This window comes from Peribacillus sp. NPDC097895 (genome assembly GCF_050277555.1).
GTDB lineage: Bacteria > Bacillota > Bacilli > Bacillales > DSM-1321 > Peribacillus.
This window is the reverse complement of the sequence record NZ_JBNNSH010000006.1, coordinates 195,166-216,205: the sequence shown is the minus strand read 5'-3', so window position 1 is coordinate 216,205 and position 21,040 is coordinate 195,166. Positions and strand designations below refer to the sequence as shown.

Annotated in this window: 23 protein-coding genes and 1 pseudogene; 4 read left to right on the top strand and 20 right to left on the bottom strand. The window is 34.9% G+C overall.

Annotated elements, in window-relative coordinates:
* Window positions 1–364 precede the first annotated feature (364 nt).
* From ACQKMH_RS23575 to ACQKMH_RS23510, 14 genes are all read right to left on the bottom strand, one after another.
* Window positions 365–1,111, bottom strand: a complete 747-nt coding sequence (locus tag ACQKMH_RS23575; RefSeq protein WP_427589781.1) for a class I SAM-dependent methyltransferase — start codon at window positions 1,109–1,111, stop codon at window positions 365–367.
* Window positions 1,112–1,513: 402 nt separating this feature from the next.
* On the bottom strand, window positions 1,514–1,978 hold the full coding sequence (locus ACQKMH_RS23570) for a VanZ family protein (RefSeq protein ID WP_427589788.1): 465 nt from the start codon (window positions 1,976–1,978) through the stop codon (window positions 1,514–1,516).
* A 90-nt stretch (window positions 1,979–2,068) separates the two neighbouring features.
* Window positions 2,069–2,968, bottom strand: coding sequence for a VanY-A/VanY-F/VanY-M family D-Ala-D-Ala carboxypeptidase (gene vanY, locus ACQKMH_RS23565; protein WP_427589780.1), 900 nt, complete (start codon window positions 2,966–2,968; stop codon window positions 2,069–2,071).
* Window positions 2,969–3,058: 90 nt separating this feature from the next.
* Window positions 3,059–4,189 (bottom strand): ATP-binding protein, encoded by a 1,131-nt coding sequence (locus ACQKMH_RS23560; RefSeq protein WP_427589779.1) that lies wholly within the window; start codon window positions 4,187–4,189, stop codon window positions 3,059–3,061.
* Window positions 4,182–4,883 (bottom strand): vancomycin resistance response regulator transcription factor, VanR-F/VanR-M family, encoded by a 702-nt coding sequence (gene vanR, locus ACQKMH_RS23555; protein ID WP_427589778.1) that lies wholly within the window; start codon window positions 4,881–4,883, stop codon window positions 4,182–4,184. Before vanR ends, ACQKMH_RS23560 begins: the two co-directional genes overlap by 8 nt.
* 660 nt (window positions 4,884–5,543) lie before the next feature.
* On the bottom strand, window positions 5,544–5,693 hold the full coding sequence (locus ACQKMH_RS23550) for a hypothetical protein (protein ID WP_427589777.1): 150 nt from the start codon (window positions 5,691–5,693) through the stop codon (window positions 5,544–5,546).
* Between the two features lie 776 nt (window positions 5,694–6,469).
* A complete protein-coding gene (locus ACQKMH_RS23545; RefSeq protein ID WP_427589776.1) occupies window positions 6,470–7,381 on the bottom strand; it encodes a VanZ family protein in 912 nt (303 codons plus the stop codon).
* A gap of 274 nt (window positions 7,382–7,655) precedes the next feature.
* The gene (locus ACQKMH_RS23540) at window positions 7,656–8,087 is read right to left on the bottom strand and encodes a cytidine deaminase (protein WP_427589775.1); all 432 of its coding nucleotides are present in this window, start codon (window positions 8,085–8,087) and stop codon (window positions 7,656–7,658) included.
* Between the two features lie 518 nt (window positions 8,088–8,605).
* On the bottom strand, window positions 8,606–8,890 hold the full coding sequence (locus ACQKMH_RS23535) for a hypothetical protein (RefSeq protein ID WP_427589774.1): 285 nt from the start codon (window positions 8,888–8,890) through the stop codon (window positions 8,606–8,608).
* 135 nt (window positions 8,891–9,025) lie between these two features.
* Window positions 9,026–9,535, bottom strand: coding sequence for a hypothetical protein (locus ACQKMH_RS23530; RefSeq protein WP_427589773.1), 510 nt, complete (start codon window positions 9,533–9,535; stop codon window positions 9,026–9,028).
* A 225-nt stretch (window positions 9,536–9,760) separates the two neighbouring features.
* Window positions 9,761–10,690, bottom strand: a complete 930-nt coding sequence (locus ACQKMH_RS23525; RefSeq protein WP_427589772.1) for an aminoglycoside phosphotransferase family protein — start codon at window positions 10,688–10,690, stop codon at window positions 9,761–9,763.
* 248 nt (window positions 10,691–10,938) lie between these two features.
* The gene (locus tag ACQKMH_RS23520; RefSeq protein ID WP_427589771.1) at window positions 10,939–11,232 is read right to left on the bottom strand and encodes a hypothetical protein; all 294 of its coding nucleotides are present in this window, start codon (window positions 11,230–11,232) and stop codon (window positions 10,939–10,941) included.
* A 179-nt stretch (window positions 11,233–11,411) separates the two neighbouring features.
* Window positions 11,412–11,759 carry a VOC family protein gene (locus ACQKMH_RS23515; protein WP_427589787.1) on the bottom strand — a complete coding sequence of 116 codons (348 nt, stop codon included), beginning with the start codon at window positions 11,757–11,759 and terminating at the stop codon, window positions 11,412–11,414.
* Window positions 11,760–11,943: 184 nt separating this feature from the next.
* Window positions 11,944–12,144: a hypothetical protein gene (locus ACQKMH_RS23510; protein WP_427589770.1), complete on the bottom strand. Its 201-nt coding sequence runs from the start codon at window positions 12,142–12,144 to the stop codon at window positions 11,944–11,946.
* A 32-nt stretch (window positions 12,145–12,176) separates the two neighbouring features.
* Here ACQKMH_RS23510 and ACQKMH_RS23505 point away from each other — a divergent pair, with 32 nt between their 5' ends.
* Entirely contained in the window at window positions 12,177–12,686 is a 510-nt protein-coding gene (locus tag ACQKMH_RS23505; RefSeq protein ID WP_427589769.1) for a hypothetical protein, read from the top strand.
* A 688-nt stretch (window positions 12,687–13,374) separates the two neighbouring features.
* On the opposite strand, the gene ACQKMH_RS23500 is transcribed toward ACQKMH_RS23505, so the two are convergent.
* The 3 genes from ACQKMH_RS23500 to ACQKMH_RS23490 all read right to left on the bottom strand — a co-directional run bounded on the left by ACQKMH_RS23500 (window position 13,375) and on the right by ACQKMH_RS23490 (window position 14,795).
* Complete coding sequence (locus ACQKMH_RS23500) at window positions 13,375–13,752, bottom strand: hypothetical protein (RefSeq protein ID WP_427589768.1); 378 nt, start codon at window positions 13,750–13,752, stop codon at window positions 13,375–13,377.
* 53 nt (window positions 13,753–13,805) lie between these two features.
* Entirely contained in the window at window positions 13,806–14,102 is a 297-nt protein-coding gene (locus tag ACQKMH_RS23495) for a hypothetical protein (RefSeq protein ID WP_427589767.1), read from the bottom strand.
* Window positions 14,103–14,309: 207 nt separating this feature from the next.
* Window positions 14,310–14,795 carry a peptidoglycan-binding domain-containing protein gene (locus tag ACQKMH_RS23490; RefSeq protein WP_427589766.1) on the bottom strand — a complete coding sequence of 162 codons (486 nt, stop codon included), beginning with the start codon at window positions 14,793–14,795 and terminating at the stop codon, window positions 14,310–14,312.
* Window positions 14,796–15,410: 615 nt separating this feature from the next.
* On the opposite strand from ACQKMH_RS23490, the gene ACQKMH_RS23485 reads away from it, so the two are divergent.
* The 3 genes and pseudogenes from ACQKMH_RS23485 to ACQKMH_RS23475 form a co-directional block, all read left to right on the top strand.
* Window positions 15,411–16,607, top strand: a complete 1,197-nt coding sequence (locus tag ACQKMH_RS23485; RefSeq protein ID WP_427589765.1) for an L-lactate MFS transporter — start codon at window positions 15,411–15,413, stop codon at window positions 16,605–16,607.
* A 102-nt stretch (window positions 16,608–16,709) separates the two neighbouring features.
* Entirely contained in the window at window positions 16,710–18,434 is a 1,725-nt protein-coding gene (gene poxB / locus ACQKMH_RS23480) for a ubiquinone-dependent pyruvate dehydrogenase (protein ID WP_427589764.1), read from the top strand.
* A 112-nt stretch (window positions 18,435–18,546) separates the two neighbouring features.
* Window positions 18,547–18,750: pseudogene (locus ACQKMH_RS23475) on the top strand (MFS transporter); the annotation flags it as partial.
* Window positions 18,751–19,195: 445 nt separating this feature from the next.
* On the opposite strand, the gene ACQKMH_RS23470 reads toward ACQKMH_RS23475, so the two are convergent.
* From ACQKMH_RS23470 to ACQKMH_RS23460, 3 genes are all read right to left on the bottom strand, one after another.
* The gene (locus tag ACQKMH_RS23470) at window positions 19,196–19,621 is read right to left on the bottom strand and encodes a hypothetical protein (RefSeq protein ID WP_427589763.1); all 426 of its coding nucleotides are present in this window, start codon (window positions 19,619–19,621) and stop codon (window positions 19,196–19,198) included.
* A gap of 348 nt (window positions 19,622–19,969) precedes the next feature.
* On the bottom strand, window positions 19,970–20,512 hold the full coding sequence (locus ACQKMH_RS23465) for a GNAT family N-acetyltransferase (RefSeq protein ID WP_427589762.1): 543 nt from the start codon (window positions 20,510–20,512) through the stop codon (window positions 19,970–19,972).
* Between the two features lie 241 nt (window positions 20,513–20,753).
* Window positions 20,754–20,894: a hypothetical protein gene (locus tag ACQKMH_RS23460; RefSeq protein WP_427589761.1), complete on the bottom strand. Its 141-nt coding sequence runs from the start codon at window positions 20,892–20,894 to the stop codon at window positions 20,754–20,756.
* Window positions 20,895–21,040 lie beyond the last annotated feature (146 nt).

The following is a 21,040-nucleotide window of genomic DNA, read 5'->3' as shown; positions in this document are numbered from 1 at the left end:
CTGAACAACAATTAGGCGGAAGAACTCGTTAATAGAAATCATATGTAATGTTAGGGATAGTGATTGGACTATCCCTATTTATAATTTTACAAATTCCAAAAAAAAGAAACAGAAACATCAGTGGCTGTTATTTTGCTATGTCACAGTACGAATAACCCGAGAGACTGTACTACATATATCCATACAGTCATAATATGAAAGCAAACGTCATTCACTGTGCGTTTACACTAAGCTTTTCCAACTAAACTACCTCTAGTTCAATAAGAAAGAGGCTGCCCCAGCAACCTTCCTTATTGAAGTAAAGCACCCGTTTGTTCAGTAGAAAATGCTAAAAACTCTCACATAAGGATTCATTATATCTCTGTTAGTTTGAAGCACTTTCTTTTTCTACTGAAATAATCAAGAACATTGGCCTTCGTTTCTCATCTTTCATCAGTGAATTGTTCTTCAACATTTCTTCTGAAGGCATGGGTTCTTTAACGGCTTTTAATGCAAATCCAGCCCTAAGTAAGTCATTTATATATGTTGAGATTGTACGATGATATTTAATTACATTTCCTGTTAAGAATGAAGTGTCTCGTACCCCCTCTGACTGATAATTATCTACTGGCCAATGCAGACGATCTCCTTTATTATCGAGATACCAATCTTGTTCATTTCGAGAAGTAAATATGGGATGTTCAACTGAAAAAACGAAAGTACCTCCTGGCTTTAGACATTCATGCACCTTTTTGCAAATACCTTCAAATGATTCAATGTAGTGGAAAGCCAACGAACTGATAACCACATCAAATTGTGAGTTTGAAAACTCGATGTCTTCAATTGGCATTTGTAAATATGAAATTGAAGGATCATCTGTTTGTTCACGAGCCTGTTGAATCATTTTTTCAGATATATCTACACCTACCACTGAACCTGCTTGTTGTTCACGAGCAAATCGACAATGCCAACCGAAACCGCATCCTAAATCAAGCATATTTTTATTTCGTAATTCTGGTATCAATGATCTGAATACATGCCATTCTCCCGCACCTTCAAGTCCTTTGATTGAACGTGGCATTTGTTTATATGCAGAAAAGAATTTCGAATCATCATATTTGTTTTGTTTCATCAAATATACATCTCCTATATTCTAAAATTACCTCGTAAAATTAAAAACACATGGATTTAGGAGTTCTTAATCATGGTTATAGCCATAAATCGCCAAGTCTCCCTTTACTTTACATGATCTGCGAATTATATAAAATGCAGAAGATAACTAAGAAACAAACTCGCCATATTAAATAGCCACCACCTAGTGATTAGATAACCCGTTCGGTTGAGGTGTAGGAAATGTTATTTAACGCTTGAATTATCAATCGACATAACAATTAAAAAGAGCCGTCGATTTCACAATAGAAATCACGGCTCTTTTTTAATGAATTGGCTCTGTTAAACCATACTGTTGATAGTAAGGATAAATAATAAGGGAACCTCTTTGGATGCGTTCCCTGTGCTCTTTACAAAAGATACCTTAGCGAAAGAACGGAATATTTAATTTAGTAATACTAATTACACATAATTTAAAAATCAGGTAACCAATATAGGTACCAACAACGTTTAAGATAATATCATCAACATCGAATTGACCAATAGAAAGTATTAGCTGGACTAACTCATAAAATAAACTAATTGCAAATCCTAGAAACACTATCTTTTTTGCATTTATTAGTTTTGTTGATAACATCGGTAAAAATAATCCCAAAGGTACAAATGCTACAATATTTCCAATTAAATTAATGTACCGTATATTACTGTTTAAGTCCGAAATGAATAAATAGTCTATTATCGTTCTAAATGGTATGAAATTACTGATTTTTATTTTCCATAAAACTCGTTGTATGTCGAAGTTAAATAAAACACTATAATCAAACAGCTGTAAACGGAATTTAAATAGAATCCCAATAGTTAAAAATACTAAGTATATGGCGAATAACATCCATACTCCAATTGTTATTGTCTTTCTTTTCATAAGTTTCACCCACGTTATAACTCTAACTTTTCTTCGTCCTAAATGTTTATCATCTATTTAACATTTTACCCGATAATTAATTTGGTAAACGGTCACAATTACTCCATCCATATTGTTACCTGAAATCTCAAAATAACTATTATCAGGTACGTTAAACGTCCTGCTTTGAGAAATGGAGTAATAAGTAATCGAGTATTTTTCCCCATTAATACTTTCAGAAATATGTTTTTCTTCTTTTAGGTAATCTAAATATTCTTCTAAAGCAAAGTTCTTTTCCTTCATAATCGCACTATGTGGCAAACCAACATAGCGGATATGCCACGGTTCATATTGAATTCCTGTTACATCCGTTTTATCCTTTGGATAGCGTAAAATGAACCCGTATTTCCAAGCGTTTTTTTCTATCCACTTTCCTTCAGATGCTTCAGCCATCTTCATTTGAGTAGATCCTACATCAAGCGATAAGCCCAAGTTGTGTTCGCTATAGCCGGCTGGCAACGCATAGGCAGAACCCATTTCTTGATAAAGTACACTTTGCTTATCAAAGTCTCGAAAGCCACTAGTAATGGAGAAATTACGAACTCCTTCTTTTTCTGCAGCAGTAATCATCTCTGAAAATCTACGTGCTATATCCTCTGACAAATAAATTGCGCTTTCTAACAATCCGTACCCCTTTGTCAATACATTGTGCGTAGATAGATTGATGACATCCGATTTTATACTTTCGGGGTGAACCGGATATTCACTGTTGACCAAAAGCAGATTTCCTTGATAGATTTGTTCTTCTGTAATCTCTTTTTTTTGGAGATTTCCAGAAATCCTTCTATCCTCTACTTTATCATTTTCATAGTGATCATAATTTTGTATTTCTTCTTTTGGTTCAAAAAACGGTTCAATATTTATGAAAGTTAAACACAAGCACAATAATAATAACAATAAAAATCCCCACTTCTTCATTTTTCAGTTTCCTCCTTATTCTTCTTTACTTAAAAGAATAGGTAAAACTATTTAAAAAAAGAGTAGGGTAAATATTAAATATTTCTTAAATCATATACTTGAATTTAACTTTTCTAAATTATTTAGTTCACTTTCCAGTGGTAACCTGACTTCAAAAATTGTCTGTATTACGCTACTTTCGGCAGTAATCGATCCATAATGCTGCTCTACAATATTCTTCGCAATGAATAAGCCAAGACCTGTGCTATCTTCTTGATGAGTTCGTGCTTTGTCTCCGGTATAGAACATATCAAAGAGATATGGGAGTTCATCTGGAGGAATGCTATCTCCATAATTCACAATTTGAACTACTACTTTATCTGCATCAATAAAACCGTTAATATCGACATATTGACCTTCATATCCATATCGAATTGCATTAGTCATAAGATTTTCAAACACACGTGCTATCAAATCTCCATCACCAAAAATGGGTAAATGTGGAGTACTATTCATCCGTGCAATCAAATGATTTTTTTCGAATACAGGATACAATTCTTCCTTTAATTGATTAAGTAAGTCAGTTAAATTTATTTTCTTTTTTTCAACTGGCAGCATTCCATAGTTCATTCTAGTTATCTCGAATAATTCATCAATTAGCCTTTCTAAACGTTGAGATTTAGTAAAGGCTATCGTTAAAAAATGTCGTACTTGTTCTTTAGTCAAGCTCTCATCCTTAAGGATTAAATCCAAATATCCTAAAACAGAGGTAAGTGGAGTCCGCAAATCATGAGCTAAATTTACGACCAATTGATCCTTACTGCTTTCCGAAAAATCTCCTCGTTGAATCGCTTCTTCCAATTTTTCACTTGCCAAATTAATGTCTAGCGCAATATCCCTAAACTCATCATTTGATCGGATATGTACCTTGTGTTTAAAGTCACCGCGTGCGAGGTAATGAATTCCTTTTGAAATCTCATTAAAATAGGTAGAATAGGGCTTAGTAAGGAAAAAGAAAAAAAGGAAAGATAGTAAAATAAATAATATAAAAAAGATATTAAAGTCTCCGAATCTCCTCGCAAAAAAACGAAACTGAGCCATAGGATCATCATAATGAACCATTGTGTGGTAATAGTACTGCAGTCCTATAAAGATTAGATACGTTATGATACCTGATAGAAACATACTTAAACCAAATAACAACACCATCTTTGAACGAAAACTGCGCATCATTTTAACCATTGAATGTATACCCTACTCCCCATACTGTCTTAATCCATTTGTCTTTCCTTTTATCTTCTTCAAGTTTTTTCCGAAGCGTACGTATATGAACCATAACGGTATTACCATCTTTAAAGTATGCTTCACCCCACACCTGTTGAAAAATATTTTCCACACTAAAAACTTTCTTTGGATGAATCGCTAGTAAATACAAAATATCAAACTCTTTCGGTGTTAGCTCGATACTTTCCCCATGTATAGTAACTGTACGTTGATCAGGAGATATAACTAATCCACCATATTCCACGCAGGTTTTATTATCTGTATCTGTTTTAGGTTGATTTAGCTTCATAAAACGTCTGAGCTGAGCATTTACACGAGCAACCAATTCTATCGGGGTGAATGGTTTAGTCATATAATCGTCTGCTCCAATTACCAGGCCCTGTACTTTATCGAAATCAGATGTTTTAGCACTCAAAAATATGATAGGCATATTATGCTTTTCACGAACGCGGCAGGTTACTTCATACCCATCCATTTTCGGCATCATAATATCCAAAATCAGCAAATCAATCGATTGAGTCTCGACAACACTAACAGCCTCTTGTCCATCCGATACTTTAATAACATGGTACCCTTCTTTTTCTAAATGGATGGCAATCAGATCAGCAATTTCCTCCTCATCATCAGCAATTAATATCGAAATATCTCTCATCTTCCCACTCCTAAATAAAAGTTAACATACAGCTATATATCAAGTCCTATTCATTTTCTATTATTTCTTTTTCTTTTTCAAAAATATGGTCACATTGTTACACATAAAATAAACACAGCTCTTCTACTAAAATGCCCCGTTACTTTAAGTACAATCCTTTACAACTTCAAAAAATTAACATAAATACCCATTTTACCTTTTGATGTTACTCCGCAATCTTGCCCTAAAATGAAAAATGAGCGCTGAACCTTGTTCAGTATGAAGTAGTAGTCGATTTCAGATGCATTTGATAAAACTTTGTAGTTTGCTCAATACTCCTTCCTCCATAACCTCCCTTATTGATGTAAAGCACGTATTCCCTGACTTTCTTTGAGTGTGGGGTGTTTAGAAAGTATCTTGCTGAAAAGATCGAGACTTATCTTTTTATTCAGCTACCTAAGCCAGGTGAGTATCCAAATGTTTTAAAAATTTCTGCAAAATAACGGCTGGTCTATTGATTCTGCTACTGAAAATTTTAGTGAGGAATGGATATCTGATGACGAGTTTTTTGTCACCGAATCTGAAATTTATGGGAATAATAAACTCTATCATCAATTGAAAAAAGAACTTCGAATAAGAAAAACATAGGGAGATTTTAGTCTTCCTATGTTTTCATTCATATTATTTATCTGTTTGTTTTTGCTTCTTTTTCAAATAATCCGCACGTATCTTTTCAAGTTGCTGCTTTTTATCAAATTTGGCAGGCTTCTGTTTTTCATGAAACTTTGTCACAGCTACCTTACCTTTGGTATCCAACTGATATTTTCCCACTTTGTTCACCTACTTTTCTTGTCTTTAAAGAGAATCTATTCAACAAATATAATATACCTTATTTTACTGAAGTAAACCTTATTACTTTATTAGTGTACTGCTAACTTTGCATATATCAGTAAAAACATTAAAAACTTAGTAAAATAATTCATCGACAAATGGTATTCATTTCATTGCTATAATCAAAATAAAATGCCTTGACACTCTGCATAAGCCTCAATAATTCTATTTCTTGTTTGTTCAGCTCTCTTCTAAATGTCCAATTGTTTGGTAAATAAGGTTTAAAATATTAAAACAATCTAAGTCTACTCCATATTTTAAATGGTTCTTAATGCTAATAACCATTACGTTCTCGATGATTTCAAATTTAGGTTTCTGAGGGGAAATATTGTTTTTTTCAAAGTCTTTTTACTACTTGTTTTAAAAAATCTACATCCCCAATATTTTTCTCCAAAAAATCACCCCTTGTTATTAACTTTTCTACTTATATCTACTTTAATCCAAATATCACCTTATTCAACTATCCTGCCCCGTTAGTGCCATAAGAAAAAGCTGTCTTAGAGACAGCTCCGATCTTCAGCTAACGCACCCGTTAGTTTAAGTACATTTCTTCACAATAATGAACGATTTACAAATGAAGAAAGTAGTTCCACTTCTAATGGAAGAGCCGATAGTAAATTTAGTGATTATAGCTTAAAAGAGGGCTCTCAAGAATTTCTCGACAGCCTTTCAGCGATTATCATGGTTTCATTGGTTGTTTGTTGTTTGTTTTTTCTTTACTCCCACCAATGCTTCTTTTCACTGAATCCAACGTCCCATAGTTTAGCGTTCCCGGAAACGATAATCGTAATTTCGTTTACCTTATCAAAAAATGGTATCTCTAAAGATTCTGCCCCTTTATTATTGTACTGAGCTCTTACGTTTCCATCTGCCAGTATAGTAACTTCTCCCTTGAAATTACCCTTGTCTGGAATGCCATAATAAGAATAGAACGTCACATCTTTCTTGTTCCCCAAGATGTAAGTGTATGATTTGCTTTTATCCCCTTCACTGTTATACACGTTCATTTTAGGTTCTATTTTCTTGCCTGCTACGGTGAAACTTGGAAGATTTTCAGTCATAGGCATGGTTCCATTCATTTCTTTCACATCGTGTAATGCTTGAATCGGGCTTTCTCTTGTCGCTACAACATAATTGATAGTTTCCGAGACCACGATTACCCCAACTAGAAGAACACCAATAGATAGAGCCGAAGCAATAAGCTTTTTATAAGAAATTTTTGAAGAAGATCCTACTCTATAGGCGATAAAACCTATCGTTGCACCTAATGTATTGGATATAACATCATCTACATCAAAGCTGCCAAGATAAGTTAAAGCCTGCAGCGATTCCAGAACGAGAATCGTCAAGACAAACAAGGATATGAACTTCCCAAAACTGGAACGATACAACAAAGGAATTACTACTCCAAAAGGGATAAAAGCAGCAATGTTTCCAAATTGGTATAACCATGAAAAAGTTGGGTTTGGAAATCGAAGAGGAACGTTTTCCGGAACAAGCATAAATACATATTCATAATCGCCGGTTGCATGATCTAATCTATTAAAAGCAAAGAACATAAAATATAAAATTAAAATTGTATAAAAAATAGTTCCTACTAAGATGGGTTTCCTTAATTTTATTTCCATAACGTCTCCTTTGATTAATCATATAATTATCCATTATTGTATTATTTCACTAACATTGATGAACAAATCCTATATAATCATTATTTTCTTTACTCCATTGTTGAGTTATTTTCAAAATGATCTCTCCCACTCATTTAATAATGTTTTCTCATTATACCGCACAGTCCAAACACACTTTGCTTATTGAACTATCCTGCCCCTTAGTTGCATAGAGAAAAAGCTGCCTTAAAGACAGCTCTAATCTTAAGCTAACGCACCCGTTAGTTGAATAAGGTCATTCAGCATCACTTGTATATTTTTCCGGTAGTAATTGCATTACATTACACTTTACTAGTTTACCTTTATAAGAAATGATTACATCGGTATCTTTTCCATAATCACTTATTAACTCACGACACATACCACACGGTGCAACTACCCAACATTTCTCTATATCCTCGTGTGGATGAGGATGAGCTACTGCAACAATCGTTTCAAATTCATGGTCTCCCTCAGATATAGACTTACCAATAGCCATTGCTTCGCCACATACTGTAATTCTTCCTACATTCGCTTCAACGTGTACTGCTGAGTAAATCTTTCCCGTTTTCGTCCTTACCGCTGAACCAATGTGATGCCGTTCGTATCTATAATTCTTTTCAATAACTTTTTCTGCTTCCTTAATCAATTCATAATCTATATTTTCTAATGGTCTTACTTCTAACATAATAATCTCCCTCTCACTATTTTTTTATCTCTTCTTACTACACTAACCTGCCCCTTTAGTTGCATAATAAAAAGGTTGCTTCAGCAACCTTCCTTGTTGAACTAACGCACCCGTTAGTTTAAGTGCATTTTTCACAATCTTATGGTTTGAACATTAAACATTTAAGAAACACTCTAAAAATATAATTTCTTTTTAACACATAATTAAGAATTCGTGATTAATTTAGCCTTCGCTATTCCTCGCTTAAATCTTACATTGTTTAACCATTCAACAATTGCTTTTGCATCATAATTAGGGTAAATTCTTTCCCCATTTTCTAAAGCCCAATATTCTGTATTCTTTTCCTCGTCAAAAATCCAATTTAGAAAGACCTCCTGAATACTGTTGATCTTCCTGCCTACTTTTGTTGAACAAGAAATGTATTGAATAAAATCATCACCAAAGTCAATTTATATAATCATAAGAGTTTAACTCCTTGAAATCGTTTTGAAATTAAGAACATTAAAAATTAATTTGAACTATAACCCTAAAATCTTAACAGTAATAATGAGGAACAATAATATAATATTTAGCCAGACAGAAAATTTAATCATAACCTCAGCCCAAAACTTCCTACGCAAACCAAAATAAAGGATAACACCAAAAAATAAAAGACTAATAACTATGCGAACTCCAGAAACTTTTTCAATTCCCAAGTCAAAAATGTCAATGAATGTATTTATTAAAACAGCGAAAATAAAATAAATATAGGTATATCTTATATTTTTTTCTTTTCTTTCAAACTCATCTTTAAATTCATACATTTCTATTACCTCAATTTATCTTCTTTTTTCTTTAGACTAACAAAAATGTTCTTCAATTATTTTACTTCGTTACTTTAATAAAAAAGGCTTTACTCTTAATTCAAGTAAAGCACCCATTAGTTGAATAACAAGGTTTTACATAAATACATCTCTAACTTTATCCTTTGTAAATAAAGATTTATCATTGGTTCCTAAAGTAAACATAAGACCATCATCAAAAACTTCTGTCAAAGTTTCATTTTCACCTAATTCGAATACTGGTCTTAAAATAAATTCTTTCCCCATTATAAATTCTTCTTCTACCATTACAAATTTAACTTCTTTAAATGAATTAGTAATATAAAAATTACCTTCATACAATTTCCAACCTACTTCGTTTAAGAGGCTATTTAATTCTTCATTTGAATTTATTACATTAATTCTATAATTTTCTCTTTTGTCATCATCGTGTAAATCATCAATTTCAATTACTTTTGTTTGGATTACTCTTAATGGAAAAACATTATAACCTTTCCAAAATTCAAATAAGGTTTCTTGATATTCACCATTAACTGCGTACATATACAATGGTTTTGGTTTACATTTACAAAAAGCAAATTTGAGGTTATTATCTTCATAATCTGTTGGTGTATCAATCATAATCATTTATCATCACCAGCCCTCACCGTTTTTCATCAACTTCTAACAATATACTGTAAAACCTATTTTAATCATAATTACAATTGAATGAACTATTCTGCCCCGTTAGTTCCATAAGAAAAAGCTGCCTTAGAGACAGCTCCGATCTTCAGCTAACGCACCCGTTAGTTCATTAAGAAAATCGATTCTTATTAAAGAATCGTGCCCGTTTGCTGAATAAGATTTTCTATCTTATTCTAAAAGACTTGCCACTGAATCTGTGTACGCTTCTACCCATTTAGAAAATGGAAGTTCGTTATCCCAAGTGACCATATTCATTGCTTTTGCACAACCCCAATCTAAAACCCGTTGATGAAGCATATGTACTTTAATACGTTTTTTTAAATCCTCTTTTTCTTCTAATTCACGACAATACACATTGACTAAATGCTTTGCAATTTTACGTTCATTGTTATCTAAATAATATGTAATCATCTTTATTAGATCTGAAATAGGGTCTGCAAAATAAGAATTCGTAAAATCAAATACACCACTTATTTCCCATCCACTGTCCCCTAAATATATCAAGAAGTTCCCAGGCTTAAAATCACCCATTACAAAAGTCGGAGAGGATAAATTATCAAGTGCCTCTTTGGATTCGTCCAATAAAGTTTCTACCCATTCAAAATCCTTTTCCGTTATTTCTGAATATTTTTTTGCATCTTCCAACCAAAACTTTATTCTATTGAAAAGCCATTGAGTATAGGTATCCTTAAAGGGAATAATGTCCAATTTTTCGGTATTAAGTTCACCAAATTCGTTTACTTTCCAAGTATGAAATTCATATAAAGTTTTAGCAATTAATTCAGCAATTTTATAATTGTCATCTAAATTCAGATTAGCTTTTAGATGTTCGCCTTGAAGGCGAGGCATCAGCGAATAACTCCAACCAAAAATTTGTTCCGAATCATCAATTATATATGGTATTGGTACAGTTACATTTGTTCTTTTATGGAGATTCTCTACAAAGAACTTTTCCTCAACCAATTGACCAGTATAAAGTGGGTTTCCTTTAAAAACAAAATCTCCTTTCGTTGATGAAACGAACATTGTTTGACCCATAGCTCCAATTTCTGTTTTTTTGGATGAAATGAGTTTACCTAAATTAAATTTATCAAGCATTGACTGTAATTGACCATCATGTATTATTCCTTATTAGATGAAAAGATTATTTCTGCAGTCATATTAAATTCCCCAAGTCCTCTCTATATTTTTAAATTAACTTCAATATAATAATGACTTCTTTACCCATTTAAAATTTCCTGCTTATTCCACAATATGGCCCAATTGTTGAACAAAGATCAAACAGCACTCTTGAACTAACCTGCCCCCTTAGTGCCATAAAAAACATTACGAACCACTTATAAATGCTATACCAAAAAGACTACGAACCATATAAAAGCAATACCAAAATCTAATAACATCTGCCTCTTATCTTCCTTTTTTAAAAAACTTTCAAATCCATCTATTATTGAACCAATTCCTAATAAAAGAATAATATATTTAATGAAATCAAAATTAAAATCATTAATTATAACTAATATTAGAATTAAGCCCATTAATATCCTCATTAAATATCCAATCAGTATAAATGGTTTAGTACGTTTAGTACTTTCTCTTTTTTCAAAAAACAATCCCATTACATATTTCAACTTATTTGACACTAAATTTCCCCCATAAATTACAAACTGAATTTAATAAACTATACCATAAAGCAAACGGCTCTTCGTCAACTAACCTGCCCCGATAGTTGAATAAGAAAAAGCTGCCTTAAAGACAGCTCTGATCTTCAGCTAACGCACCCGTTAGTTCTAGTTCAACAACAAAATTTATTATGATCCTATTACTTCTCCCACAGCTCTATACGTCTTCCCTCTGGATCTTCAATCCAAATAAACTTTCCAAATTCATTAATCGTCTTTTCCATAACAAGGGGAACGCCCATTTTTTCTAGATGTTTGATACTGTCATCCAAATTTTCAACTTGAAAGTTTAACATCACTTGTTGTTCTGTTGGAAAATAGCGGTCATTTTCAGAAAAGAAGGAAAAGACAGTTTCATTGCCTGATTGTGGTGTAATAATGGTACCATTCCAATTTTCAATTTCCATTTTCAAGACTTTACTGTACCATTTTTTTATATCCTCTAGATTTTTAGTCCTCCAAAAGATTCCTCCAAAACCCTTTATTATCATAAGAATCTCCTTTCTATCTCATTAGTTATTATTTAAATTCTAGTTTTGAAAGCCAATTCCTTCTTTAACTAACCTGCCCCTTTAGTTCTATAAGAAAAGGAGCCGTTTCCAGCCCGATATAGAAGTATTGCACCCTTTTGTTTAATTTTGTGCTTGTTAGTAATATCAGAAAGTAAACTAGTTATTTCCTTTTATGACTGTTTATTAAGAAATGAATAATGCTGATAATCAGAAAAATATAACCAAATCCAATTAACAATTCAGGATTATTCATTTGCGTAGTAAGCTCTTCTAATAAACCTTGAGCCAAACTTGAATAACCAATTGCTAAAAATAGTCCTCCTCCTAATAGATAAAGACTTCCTATACTATATTTTTTCAATCTAAGTCTCCTCAAAAAATATTGTTCGCCTGATGTTAATTTTCTCATTCCATTGTAAAAAAATAGTAGAATTAGAACCAGAAGCAACGACTGATAATGTATTTGACGAGGTAAAGTACATTGTTGTTGATGGAGAAGAAGGTACATATATAGCAACAGAAAAAGAGATATCTGAGCCAATTCCTACTATTTCGACATTAGCAACTTCATCAAAGTCAGCTTGGGTAAAGGCAAAAACTGATGATCCTGTAGGAGTTAACTTATGTACTACAAAACTTAACTTCTCATGGTATGATCCTGGTTCAACTGTTGGTTATAAAAGTAGATCATTAAGTACTTGGTCAGCTAATCCATCTTCTCTAGGAACACATTGGTACACGAAAGGTTCAAGTGTATCAAATCCTAGCCAACCTTCAAGTAAATCAACTATAACGCAGAAAGCCTATGGTTATTATTATAACTATGATTTTCTAAATGATGATAAAATAACAAATGTTAATGAAGCTAAGATTAATCCCCAAAAGATTAGTCCGCCCCAATAAAATTCCATGTTTCTACCTCCTTCGTAATAATTCGTAATACATAAACTAATTTATGCAGCTTTAGCATTAAAACTGCATATTTAACTTCTAATAAATTAATTATCCATTTATATCCAGAAACCTTTTTATATTGTATATCCTATAGATATTTAGATAACATAAAGTGCCTTACGGAAGCGACCAAAATAGAAAAACCTTGTCTTAGCGTAAAGAAGAATTTGGCTAAATATATGACGAAATTTGCTTAGAAACAAAATTTCCGTTTCGCGCGGTACCCCGATTAGGAAAAATCATCTTTTTAATTCTATAAAATGTCTTAACGTGGGTTTTATGTCAAAATGCTGGCGGTACCCCTATATGTAATGGCTTCTTGTTCGACTATGTGTGAATTAGCTTTTGTATCAAGGATTTAGGAATATAAGAAGCCGTAAAAGTAGAATCTAAATTAACATCCTTACGTATATTTAAGTTCTTTTTCTTGCTAGTTTCTAAAACACCACGAAAAAACAGCTGGATACAATTCAGCAGCCTTTCACTCAGCAAACACATATTCTATGGCACAAAAAAAGAATCCACTTTGAAATAGGTTAATCAAAATGGATTCTTATCTTTTTGAATAAATATTCTGTTTTATAAAAAATGTAGCATTTACGAATCAATCCCAAGTTTTTTTCATTCAGTTAGTGAATTAATCATAAAAGATTAAATGCATATCACTGTTAGTCCTTGATTTCGCAAAAAATTCTGCTTCATTTCCTCCATCAACAAAGTTACCAATACCCCGGAAAATACCACATTCGCCTCGATCTAAATATCTTACCCCTACATAATCATTATAACTGTCAGGATCATACTCCCATAATTCAACTTTTAACTTACCAGCTGGACCCACGTAAGAATCCCGACAAATCTTATAATCACCACCAGTAGAGGGAAACTGATCACTTTCAGCACCATTAGAAAAAAGAGATTGTTCTCCTAAGTAATCCCAGCCACTTGCAAATGTAGCAGAAGGGAACAACAACGCAGCGACCAATGCCACAGCACTCATTTTAAACATTTTCATACTCATTCCTCCTCACCCGTTTTGACTTGAAACACATTATTCTCCATATAATTTTAATCAATATTTTTTATATTTTCATCTATCCAAAGATTCACTTTTTCATGAAGCGTTTTTGTAGTATCCACAACTTCATGCGCTACATATGAAATTAGAGAAAAAAGTAAAATGTGCTCGTCATTCAGTTTTGAAATGTATTTCTGAATCATCTTTAAACTTTTTAGCCTTCCCGGATCAAGTAAACCAATTACCTCTGAATCCACCATTTGTGTAAAGACGTCTCGATTTCTAATACCAGCAATCAGCAGCATAGTTGTGGCTAAACTAACACTACAATCCATGGAATAGGCCAAGCCTGAAATTCTTTCATGTTCGCAAGCTTTGAATCTTAAATGTAACCTTTCCTTTTGTATTATATTTCTCTTCTGAATCTTTATTTACAATTTTTTGCATTAAAATTTATTATATTTCATTTTTTATTTCCTTCTTCAACTATCCTGCCCCGTTAGTTGCATAACAAAAAGGTTGTATCAGCAACCTCCCTTATTGATTCTGTAAATTTAATTCGCATACAAGCGATACTGGTCGCTTAATGTATCTCCATTACCGTAAATATAAGCTTTAGAACCGGATGTATAGGTGGAATTGTCATACTTCCATTTGATTCTGAGGCCCATATTCCCTCCTGCTCCATATGTGTTCGTGCCATTCTTCTTTATATATTGCGAGAAGCTGTCCCATGTCCGGGGGCCAACCACACCATCTACTTTCAAGTTGTTTTCTTTTTGATATTTCTTTACACCTGCTTCGGTTTTCGGTCCAAAAATCCCATCGACGTCAACGACTGCTGAATCCGTATAAAAGCCCATGACATTCAGGATATATTGCATATTCCTGACCTCCACCCCATGAGTGTCCTTCCGCAAAATAGAGTTCTTATCCCAGCTATCAGGGTGGTGAAATCCTCCAGCAGATGCTGAAGCAGTGGAAAAAGATATCCCTAGGGCCATTGCTAATACTACCAAACTAGTAAGTAATTTCTTCATAGCGCCATCTCCCTCTTTTTTTGTGCATCCTATCCACCTTACTATTTCTTTCCAGATAAGATATTCCCCTTCCGACCAATGTCCTGTTTTGAACTGCAGCAACAGTCACCAAAAGACAAAGGGGATGTCTACGTTTCTAAGCGGTCCATGAAAACACTGTACTTTGCCTACTACTACAACATAGTTGGGGATCACCTACAAAAAATTAATAAAGTAAATCCTAAAAGCATGAAAAGAAGGTGCTCGTACCTTTATAGTTCTCACTTCTTACTCTGCCAGACAATCCCTTGATTTGAACACGAAAGTTAGGTCCAGCACCGCCGATATTTTATCGAAATGATATATCCGTCCAAATATGAAAGTGAAGGGGATCATTAAAATCAAAGCCTCAAAATAGCCCTTTTTCATTTCTTAAAACAAGTTATGAGATACCATATCAAATTCTTCCCTCTCCCTTTATTCCATTCATAATTTGGGCAGCCACGAATCTTCTCTTCCCTTTTCAAGCTCTGCGAAGATCCACGAATATTATTGCAAGGCTGATGGTCATAATAAAACCAATCTAGAATAGAAGAATTTATTGTCCCCCAAGTGTTTCTTAGGAAGGAGGGAAGAATGATTCCTAATCAAAAAGTAAATAAAGGACTCATTGTGTTTGGTACGATCATCATCCAAATAGGTCTTGGGACGATCTACACCTGGAGTTTATTCAATCAGCCCTTGGCAGACAAGTTCGGCTGGAAGCTCAGTTCAGTGTCCATCACCTTTTCCATTACAAGCTTTGCTCTAGCATTGGCCACCCTATTTGCGGGGAGACTTCAGGAAAAATGGGGGCTACGTCGGTTAATTGCTTTGGCAGGATTAGTGCTTGGCACGGGATTAGTCGCTAGTTCGTTCGCTTCTTCGTTAATGATTTTGTACATCACGGCAGGGATTGTCGTGGGGTTCGCAGATGGATTGGCCTACATTACTTCATTGTCCAACCTAATCAAGTGGTTTCCGGAGCGCAAGGGGCTAATTTCAGGAATTTCTGTTTCGGCTTACGGAATGGGGAGCCTGTTATTTAAATACATAAACACATGGCTATTAAATAATGTGGGAGCCTCACAGACTTTTTTGTACTGGGGAATCATTGTAATGGCCATGGTAGTGGTTGGGTCGCGTTTTATACGGGAATCATCCGAGACAGCTGAAACTAATGTGTCCTCTCTCAAAGATTCGAACAATTATACCGTCAAGGAAATGATGCGGACAAGAGAGGTATATCTTTTGTTTATCATGTTTTTTTCCGCTTGCATGAGCGGGCTTTATTTAATCAGCATTGCGAAGGATGTGGGTGTAAAGTTAGCTGGCCTGGATGTAGTCACTGCCGCGAATGCTGTTGCCATGATCGCCATTTTTAACACATTCGGACGTCTGATCCTGGGAGCCCTTTCAGATAAAATCGGCCGGATGAAGGTGATTGCCTTTAACTTCTTTGTGACAGCTGCGGCAGTTCTGGTATTAAGCCTGGGGAATATTAGATATGGTCTCTTTTTTGCCTGTGTAGCTGGCATCGCCTTTTGCTTCGGAGGTAATATTACCGTATTTCCAGCCATTGTGGGTGATTATTTCGGCTTAAAAAATCACAGCAAAAATTATAGTATCGTATATCAGGGATTCGGCCTTGGTGCCCTTTCAGGCTCCTTTATTGGGGCAATCATCAATGGATATAAGCCAACTTTCATGATTATAGCCATATTATGCATCGTGTCCTTCATAATTGCACTCAGGGTGAAGCCGCCTATCGCGCGCAGCGGAAACCCGGTATAAAGTTCCCTTTGAGCAGCTAGGTGGCCTATGCAACAAAAGGCTTACGACTGTATCCGCAAATAAAAAAAACAGATACCACTATGAACAAACAGGAGGAAAAGAATGAAGCAAACAATCGCAGATTTATTAATCGACTCATTATTGCGTGCAGGGGTGAAAAGGATTTATGGGATTGTTGGAGATTCCTTGAATGCTGTCCTAGATTCCATCAGGCGTTCTGGAAAGATTGAGTGGATTGGGGTTCGCCATGAAGAGGTAGCGGCTTTTGCCGCAGGTTCGGATTCCCTGTTGAGTGGCAGCATTGCTGTTTGTGCAGGCAGCAGCGGCCCTGGTAACCTTCATCTTATCAATGGTTTATATGATTGCCATCGCAGCCGGATTCCCGTTTTAGCCATCGCAGCCCATATTCCAAGCAACGAAATCGGCAGCGAGTTTTTCCAGCAGACGCATCCCGAACATCTGTTTAAGGAATGCAGCCACTTCAGTGAGGTGGTGACAAAGCCTGAACAGATGCCTCGAATGGTTACAATCGCCATGCAGCATGCAGTTTCAAGAAAAGGTGTAGCTGTGTTGGTTCTGCCAGGAGATGTAGCAGCAATGCCTGACAATCAAACCGTTCCGGAACAGGTTGTACATGTGACACGGCCTGTTGTTCGTCCATCCGATGACGAATTGAAGAAACTGGCGGAATATCTAAATGGCGGAAAACGGATTACTTTATTATGCGGTGCAGGATGTGAAGGCGCCCATTCACAACTAATGGAACTCTGTGACCGATTGAAGTCCCCTATGGTCATTGCCCTAAGGGGAAAAGAACATCTAGAGTATGATAACCCTTACTCTGTAGGTCTTACCGGCCTAATCGGCTACTCTTCCGGCTTTCACGCAATGATGGATTGTGATGTATTGCTGATGCTCGGTACCGATTTCCCTTATAGACAATTCTTTCCTAAGAAAGCCAGTATCCTTCAGGTTGACCTAAGGGCAGAGAATCTTGGGCGCCGGGCCAATCTAGCCTTGGGACTTTGCGGTGATGTCAAGAACACGGTCGAAGCTTTGCTTCCTTACCTAACAGAGACGCATGGCTCACGGCACCTGGATAAATATGTGGATCATTATAAAGATGTCCGCGAAGGGCTTGATGAACTTGCGGTAGGGAAACCAGGCCATACACCGATTCACCCTCAATATTTAACGAAAATGGTCAGTGATCTTGCCAGTGAGGATGCTGTATTTACATGTGACGTCGGAACACCTACCTTGTGGGCAGCCAGGTACCTCGAAATGAATGGGAAAAGAAGATTATTGGGATCATTCAACCACGGTTCGATGGCAAATGCCTTGCCACAAGCAATTGGGGCTCAGTGCATCGATTCAGGTAGGCAAGTTATTGCCCTTTCAGGCGACGGTGGCCTTGCCATGTTAATGGGAGATATGCTAACTCTCCAACAGCATAACCTGCCCGTAAAGATCATCGTTTTCAATAACAGTGCGCTAAGCTTTGTCGAATTGGAAATGAAGGCAGCAGGCTATTTGGAGACCGGTACAGAGCTTAAAAACCCGAATCTAGCAGCCGTTGCCCAAGCAATGGGAATCATGGGGATACGCGTAGAAGATCCGGCAGACCTCCCGGATGCACTGAAGCGGGCTTTTGAACATAATGGACCTGTGTTATTGGATGTACTCGTGAATCGCCAGGAAATATCCCTTCCCCCACGAATCGAATTTGGCCAGGCACAGGGTTTCACATTATGGATGGTCAAGGCAGTTCTGAATGGTGACGGTAATAAATTAATTGAACTTGCCAAGACAAACCTCCTTCGCTAGCTTCGATAAAAAGGGATTCATATACTAACTTTGAATTCCTGATTTTTATGGGTGATTAATGAAATGATTATTTAACACCTTTTACCTTGAAAATCAAAAACAAAACCAAGTAACATTAAAGGCATCCAAAATTGGGGTTGGTCTTGGTTTATATAACTTGTTAAACTTTGTAGGCATGGCTTTTGATCCAGCAGTAGCAAGTAATATTATGAAGTCAATAAACAGCTACAGTTTGAATTTTTTATTAATCTCTCTATTGCTAGCTGTACATTTCTTTTTATTGTTTAAGCTCTTTGCAGTTCGATCAAATGGGTAAATGCGTGATATAATTAATAACCAAAATCTATTTGTAAAAATAAATAAGGACCATCTCAGATGGTCCTTTAATTATTTTGGCTTACAATTATCCAAAGAGTGAATGAGAACTTTATACTCTCTTAAGGAGTATCCACAACATAATGAAAAAACTTTTAATTAAATCAAAATGTCCCTTAATCAGCTAACCTCCTCTTCCGTTCAATAAGAAAAAGAGCTGCTGATATTGAAGTAAAGCACCTGTTAATTAATTTAAGGAATTAACTATTTTCTTTTGCTTTTGTGAACGCACTAGTCATGTCAGTAAACTTCGCTTCTTTTCTGGAAAAAGTGCAGTGGTGAAGCTCAATTTTAGTAAATTATACAAAAATATTTTGATTATAATTAATTTAGAAACTTTTCATATAAAAAGCTACCCATTAAGAATGAGTAGCAAGTAATACAAGTTATTTGAAAATAATTTGTAGTTTTCCATATACTTTGCCAGAAGAGTAGCCATCTTTTACATCAACATAAAATTTACCTATTTTCATACCTGTGAATAATGTCTTTCCACCTGCTAAGCTATGATAGCCTGTGCACTTTCCAGTACTAGCATTGCAAAGACGAGCCCATACGTTACTATAATTAGTCAATAACTTACTTCCAGAAGAGGTCTTTAAATAGATTGGAGAAACTAGTTCTACCTCTAAATCACTACCTTTGTTAGGATTTCCAATTTCACCATCCCATTTTCCATCTTCTGTTTGAAAAGAATACTGAGGAACACTCGCTTGAGCAGAAGAAGTACTTAATACCATTCCACCTACCAGAACTAACACAAAGGTACTTAAGATTGAAAATAAGCTTTTTATGTTATTTCCTCCTCCCATCTTTATCCCTTTCATAATATCAGAATAAACTGATTATTTAAATAGTTAAAAATGACCAAAGCTTCTTAGGTTCAAGCATCTTTTGGTTGCGTCATCTTCATCAACCTTTCTTAAATAAAGTTCATGAACCGAAAACTATCTGTAATTTCTTTTTTTTTACTATATCACCGTTATTGAAATCCAAAAAAATCCGCCTTGCCTTTTTTTGATTAATTATCACATATGTTCACTGGGCAGAACGTCTACACTAAGCTTATTCAACTAACCTCCCCTTAGTTCCATAAGAAAAAGCTGCCTTTAAGACAGCTCCGATCTTAAACAATTGCTGGTTCATCAAGGTATGAAATACTATTTTCCCCATTCCTTAGCTAACATACCGTAAACAATGTGGTCAACATACTGGTCATACAACCATTCTGCTTGTCTGATACACCCTTCATTAACAAAACCCAATCTTTCGGGAATTCCTCTACTTTTCTTATTCTCCACAGCCACCCTAATTTCCACTTTATCTAAATTCAATTCATTAAATGCATACTCAGTCAATGACTTAGCTACTCTTGTCATAATTCCATTTCCTTGATAATCTTCTCCGAGCCAATACCCAATATATGCAGTTTTGTTTGACCAATTTATTTGGTTATAACCTGCTACACCAACAATTTGTCCGTTATACATAATAACTGTATGAACACTCTTGTTTTCAGCAAGACCTTGTAAAGCCATATTAATGAACCCTTTTGTATCTTCAAGTTTTGTTGTACTATCCAGCCAAGGAAGCCATTCTCGTAGGTATTCTCTGGATTGATTTGTTATTTCGAAAACTCTTTCTGTATCCTTTAATTCTAACAGTTTCAATGATAACTCCTCATCAATCTTATGTAAGAACATACTCATCCCCCTAATTTTTCTATTGGTTTATTTTGTATATTAACATATATGATTAATAGATAAATACTTGAGTCTGCCCCTTTCGTTCATTAAAACCAAAATTGAGTACCGACTTTATAAATAAGCTCTTTAAGGACATGACAAAACCCCACCTGTTTTCGTTATCGACTGGTGGGGTTTCTATTTTGATTCTACATCTACATCAACCGGGAGGTCCATCTTGTGCAATCACGCCCTTTCATTAAACAGCTAATTTACTGTATTGATCCAACTGATCTTTGGTTAAATTTTTAATGAAATGGTCGAAGTTGATCGACTCCATTTCATATCTTTCACAAATCTTTAAATAACTTTCATAGGCTTTAACGTAAATGTTCATCATCTTGACTCCTCCTTCTGTTATATAACAATTATTTTAACTTTTAAATAATATATAACAATGTTAATTTATTGTCAATATAGTTTTCTGAAAATTCTAATTAAGTATCCTTTCCTTTAGTATTTCCCCCATTCTTCTTCGCTAACCGT

Bases quoted from the DNA above. Each gene is read 5' to 3' on its own strand.
- vanY (WP_427589780.1), bottom strand. From the start codon at position 2,968: ATGAAGAAGTGGGGATTTTTATTGTTATTATTATTGTGCTTGTGTTTA.
- ACQKMH_RS23505 (WP_427589769.1), top strand. From the start codon at position 12,177: ATGTTAATTTTCTCATTCCATTGTAAAAAAATAGTAGAATTAGAACCA.
- ACQKMH_RS23535 (WP_427589774.1), bottom strand. From the start codon at position 8,890: ATGTATGAATTTAAAGATGAGTTTGAAAGAAAAGAAAAAAATATAAGA.
- ACQKMH_RS23540 (WP_427589775.1), bottom strand. From the start codon at position 8,087: ATGTTAGAAGTAAGACCATTAGAAAATATAGATTATGAATTGATTAAG.
- ACQKMH_RS23500 (WP_427589768.1), bottom strand. From the start codon at position 13,752: ATGAAAATGTTTAAAATGAGTGCTGTGGCATTGGTCGCTGCGTTGTTG.
- ACQKMH_RS23530 (WP_427589773.1), bottom strand. From the start codon at position 9,535: ATGATTATGATTGATACACCAACAGATTATGAAGATAATAACCTCAAA.
- ACQKMH_RS23460 (WP_427589761.1), bottom strand. From the start codon at position 20,894: ATGATGAACATTTACGTTAAAGCCTATGAAAGTTATTTAAAGATTTGT.
- ACQKMH_RS23490 (WP_427589766.1), bottom strand. From the start codon at position 14,795: ATGAAGAAATTACTTACTAGTTTGGTAGTATTAGCAATGGCCCTAGGG.
- vanR (WP_427589778.1), bottom strand. From the start codon at position 4,883: ATGAGAGATATTTCGATATTAATTGCTGATGATGAGGAGGAAATTGCT.
- ACQKMH_RS23570 (WP_427589788.1), bottom strand. From the start codon at position 1,978: ATGTTATTCGCCATATACTTAGTATTTTTAACTATTGGGATTCTATTT.
- poxB (WP_427589764.1), top strand. From the start codon at position 16,710: ATGAAGCAAACAATCGCAGATTTATTAATCGACTCATTATTGCGTGCA.
- ACQKMH_RS23470 (WP_427589763.1), bottom strand. From the start codon at position 19,621: ATGGGAGGAGGAAATAACATAAAAAGCTTATTTTCAATCTTAAGTACC.
- ACQKMH_RS23465 (WP_427589762.1), bottom strand. From the start codon at position 20,512: ATGTTCTTACATAAGATTGATGAGGAGTTATCATTGAAACTGTTAGAA.
- ACQKMH_RS23485 (WP_427589765.1), top strand. From the start codon at position 15,411: ATGATTCCTAATCAAAAAGTAAATAAAGGACTCATTGTGTTTGGTACG.
- ACQKMH_RS23525 (WP_427589772.1), bottom strand. From the start codon at position 10,690: ATGCTTGATAAATTTAATTTAGGTAAACTCATTTCATCCAAAAAAACA.
- ACQKMH_RS23545 (WP_427589776.1), bottom strand. From the start codon at position 7,381: ATGGAAATAAAATTAAGGAAACCCATCTTAGTAGGAACTATTTTTTAT.
- ACQKMH_RS23560 (WP_427589779.1), bottom strand. From the start codon at position 4,189: ATGGTTAAAATGATGCGCAGTTTTCGTTCAAAGATGGTGTTGTTATTT.
- ACQKMH_RS23575 (WP_427589781.1), bottom strand. From the start codon at position 1,111: ATGAAACAAAACAAATATGATGATTCGAAATTCTTTTCTGCATATAAA.